At 59.7% G+C, this 3870-nt stretch carries 4 protein-coding genes; 2 read left to right on the top strand and 2 right to left on the bottom strand.

Annotation, left to right across the window (positions count from 1 at the left end; translation table 11 throughout):
• Together ACH2EH_RS15745 and ACH2EH_RS15740 are read left to right on the top strand one after the other, a co-directional pair.
• Window positions 1-752 (top strand): phytanoyl-CoA dioxygenase family protein (locus ACH2EH_RS15745; RefSeq protein ID WP_395143023.1); only part of this gene is annotated, 752 nt, incomplete at its 5' end.
• Window positions 749-2059 carry a dicarboxylate/amino acid:cation symporter gene (locus tag ACH2EH_RS15740; RefSeq protein ID WP_395143022.1) on the top strand — a complete coding sequence of 437 codons (1311 nt, stop codon included), beginning with the start codon at window positions 749-751 and terminating at the stop codon, window positions 2057-2059. The genes ACH2EH_RS15745 and ACH2EH_RS15740, both read left to right, overlap by 4 nt.
• A gap of 122 nt (window positions 2060-2181) precedes the next feature.
• Here the strand turns inward: ACH2EH_RS15740 and ACH2EH_RS15735 are convergent, their stop codons facing one another.
• Both ACH2EH_RS15735 and ribH read right to left on the bottom strand, forming a co-directional pair.
• Window positions 2182-3498, bottom strand: a complete 1317-nt coding sequence (locus ACH2EH_RS15735; RefSeq protein WP_395143020.1) for a hypothetical protein — start codon at window positions 3496-3498, stop codon at window positions 2182-2184.
• 75 nt (window positions 3499-3573) lie between these two features.
• A partial coding sequence (gene ribH / locus ACH2EH_RS15730) for a 6,7-dimethyl-8-ribityllumazine synthase (RefSeq protein ID WP_395143018.1) occupies window positions 3574-3870 on the bottom strand: 297 nt, incomplete at its 5' end.

The following is a 3870-nucleotide window of genomic DNA, read 5'->3' as shown; positions in this document are numbered from 1 at the left end:
CCGATGATAAAGCCACTTGGGCGCAACAGCGGATTCACATGCCGACCCTCAACCACCGTGAGGTCCGGGAGTTTTCCCCCCAGGCTTTTGGAGCGATCTGCGAGCTCTGCGGCGGCGAGGAGCGGCTCACTAGTGCGCACTGGGGCGATGGTTTTATCGTCAATTTAGGAGAGGAGAGCCACACCACAAACTGGGAGCCGCCCAGCGCCTCCGTGCCCGGCTGGCACAAAGATGGTGACTTCTTCCGACACTTTTTAGACTCTCCCGAGCAGGGACTTCTCACGATTGTTCTCTGGTCCGATGTGCTCCCGACCGGCGGCGCGACATTTGTCGCCCCCGACTCCGTGCCCGTGATCGCAAAGTTTCTCGCAGCGCACCGTGAAGGTGTTCGCCCCGAGGGCTTTGATTTCCAGAGCCTTATTTCGCAGTGCTCCGAGTTTCTGGAGGCCACCGGCGAGGCGGGCGATGTCTATTTGATGCACCCCTATCTGCTCCACGCCTCCTCGAAGAACGCACTGCGCCTGCCCCGACTGATCACCAACCCGCCCGTGCACCTCAAAGAGCCGATGTGCTTTAACCGCTCTGATGGTAACTACAGCCTGGTCGAGGCTGCTGTGCTCCGTGGCCTGGGTGCTGAGAGCTTTGATTTTGTGCCCACCGCGCCCCGCGAAAGAATTATCCCCGAGCGCGAGCGAATTCAGGCTAAAATGCGCGAAGAAGAAAAGCGACGGCTGGAGATAAGCAACGTATGAACACATTTCTGAGCTGGTGGAAGACAACCCCTCTGTATATTCGCATTTTCATGGCGCTGGTTCTGGGCGCGGTAGTGGGGAAAATCTGGGGCGAGGGCGCGGCGAATCTCGAAGTGCCCGCCAAGCTGATCTTGCGCATGCTCGGGGCGCTGGCTCCCCCACTGATTCTGGTTGCGGTGATCCAGGCCCTAATGAAGACCGAGGTGCGCGGCAAGCTTGCGGCAAAGCTTGGGGGCCTGCTGGTACTCAATACCATAGTCGCGATTGTGATTGGCTTGCTTGTCGCGAATGTGATCCAGCCGGGCAAGCACGGCAAGCTGGAGCTGCCCGCTCCCAAGGTCACGCTCTCATCGAAAGAGAGCGACCCGCAAAAAAAACTCATCCTAGAGACGATGGAAAAATCGGGCTGGAAAGCGCCCGACGCTAAGAAAGAGGTCTGGGAGCAGTTCCTCGACAACGTCCCCAAGAGTTTAGCCGGGCCGCTGGTGGAGAACAATGTCATCGGGATTATCCTGCTGGCGTTGGCCTTTGGAACCACGCTGCGGAAAGTGAAAGACCGCGCCGTGACCACCGTGATGCAGGTCGTGGATATTGCGATGGAGACACTGGTGAGCATTTTGCATGGCATCATCCAGATCGTCCCGCTGGGCATCTTTGGCATTGTCGCCTCAATTGTGGGCAAGCAGGGCTTCGCGCCGTTTGCGGCGCTGGGCTACTTTATTATCGCCGTGCTGATTGCCTTGTTCTTGCAGGCATGCTACTACTTAACCCGTGTTCGTATGGGCTCCTGGGTGCGCCCCGGCCCACTACTCCAAGGCTGCCGCGATGCGCTGGTGATGGCCTTCTCCACCGCGTCGTCCACGGCCACAATGCCGGTGACTTTCCAGTGCCTCTGGACTAAAGTGGGCCTACGGGAGCGCTCGGCCAGCATGGGCTCACTAGTCGGCTCGAACTTCAACAACGACGGCACCGCGCTCTACGAGGCGATGTCAGCGCTGTTTGTGGCGCAGCTCTTGGGTCAAAATCTCACGCTCCAGCAGCAGCTTCTTGTCGTGATCACCAGCATTGTGGCGTCGGTGGGCGCGGCGGGAATCCCGGAGGCGGGGCTGGTGACGATGACACTGGTCTTCACTGCCGTCGGGCTGGATGTACGCTACATCGCCCTGCTCTTTACCGTGGACTGGTTTCTTGATAGGTGCCGCACAATGATCAATGTAATGGGCGACATGAATATCTCGTGCCTGCTCGATGGCAAGACCCGCGAGGAGGCCAGCGAGCGCCTTCCCGATACGCTTGCCGCCGGTTGAAACCGGCGTCTGCAATAGCCTTCGGCTGCAAAGCCCGTGCCGGGCTACCAAACCAAATTCCCTAGCCCGGCACGGGCTTTGCGGCGCTTGCGCCACTGAAGACGCCTAATTCCATTGGGCGCTTACAGCCGCACGACGAGATCCAGTTTCTCGCTGTTTTTCTCGCGCTTCTCCACCCCGCCGTCGTCGGTGTGATCCTGCCCGACGCTGTAGAGAATGCAGCCGTTGCTCTCTTTTCGGTAACGTAGCGGCTGTTTTGTGGATGAGAACGGATCAATGGAGAGCTTTGGGGAGTCAGGGAACGCGCCCGTCTTCGCTTTCTCCTCCAGCAGTGCCAGCGCCGACTCCCGCAGCCGTCGCAGGGCCAGCGTGGAAATGTGGGTTTTGTTGGTCGCCTGGGAAAAGACCGGCGTGAGGATCAGAACGAGCAGGTTCTGAGGGATATTGATCTTATCGCGCTCCCACACTTTCATCCTGGTATCAAACCACTTCCCCAGGCCCTCATAATCGCCCGTGCGCTCAGTGTCTCTTGCCTTGGCAAACGCCTCGCGCCAGAAAAACAAGAGCTGCTTCTCCCAGAACGGAACTGCCACCGGCGCGACGAACGACAGATTTTTCCAGACCGCCCCCCCGATAAAAACCCCACCTTCATCGTCGGCCATGTCTTTGAGTTTTCCAGCACGAAGCTGCTCCAGAGTCATGGTGCAGGAGACGACTTCGCCTCGGAAATAGACAGTAGGCTTGGGAGGCGGGCCAAACGCTGTTAGAGTCTCGCGTGCTTGTGGGCTGGGGCCGAAGCGTTTCAGAGTCGCGATGTAGCTCTTATCGGCGATGGCGTGGAGGGCAACCGACACCAGGGCGGCGATTAAGCACGGGGTTTGTCCCATGAGGTTACCCAGCTTCGCGCAGCGAGCCACATCCGCCCAGGCGCTAGAGGCATCGGTTGCAAGCGAGGCCCGTGCCGTGAATAAGCGCCCAAACCGGCGGACGATCGCAAACTCAGGAAACTCCAGGTTCATGCCCTGATTCCAGTCGTAGGCGAGGTCACAGTGCGGGCGCTCCGTGGCAGCTTCGGCAAGCTGAACCAAGTCGGCGTAGCGCACCAGGCTCTCCTGAAACGCCACGCGAGCCTTCGGATCGTCGAGGTTCTTGCCAAACTGGTCGTAGGTGGCGTCCCAGTCATGAGACTCTTTTTCGGGGAGCACTTTGTAGCGCCGAGTCAGCTCTTTGAGTAGTGGCCCGGCGTTTTGCGCGTTGGGAATCGGTGGGTTGGGGCGTAGATCTTCGGGGGTGAGCGGAATCCCCTCGCGGCGGGCGGCACTGCGCTGCCTCTCCAGCAGGCCCGGCCCGGAGATGGAGAGCGTCAAAATGCCTACCACGGGAGAGGAGACCAGTGCAATGCCACTCCACTTTAAAATCGCGCGTCGTGTTGGGTTCATGGATAGACTAACGCGAAACGCCACGGTTTGGTTACGGCCTCAGAACCCGCCGGTTGAAATCGGCGTCTGTGAGCCTTAGCCCAGCGACTTGCACAGGTTCGCCATCTCGATGGCGGCGACGGCGGCCTCTGCGCCTTTATTGCCCGCCTTGGTGCCGGCGCGCTCAATGGCTTGCTCAATGGTGTCGCAGGTCAAAACGCCGAAAGTCACCGTGGTGTCGGTGGCGAGCATGGCCTGCGCAATTCCCTTGCTGGCCTCCGACGCAATATAGTCGTAGTGATCGGTGGAGCCACGGATCAGGCACCCGAGGCAGACGACGGCATCGTACTTGCCCGACGCGGCCATCTTGCGGGCGATCAGCGGGATCTCAAA

It is taken from the genome of Armatimonas sp., assembly GCF_043760365.1.
GTDB lineage: Bacteria > Armatimonadota > Armatimonadia > Armatimonadales > Armatimonadaceae > Armatimonas.
Note: the sequence above shows the minus strand (reverse complement) of the source record. Positions and strands in the feature narration are given on the sequence as shown.

Excerpts from the sequence above, each read along its gene's own strand:
- ACH2EH_RS15740 (WP_395143022.1), top strand. The coding sequence starts at position 749 with ATGAACACATTTCTGAGCTGGTGGAAGACAACCCCTCTGTATATTCGC.
- ACH2EH_RS15735 (WP_395143020.1), bottom strand. The coding sequence starts at position 3,498 with ATGAACCCAACACGACGCGCGATTTTAAAGTGGAGTGGCATTGCACTG.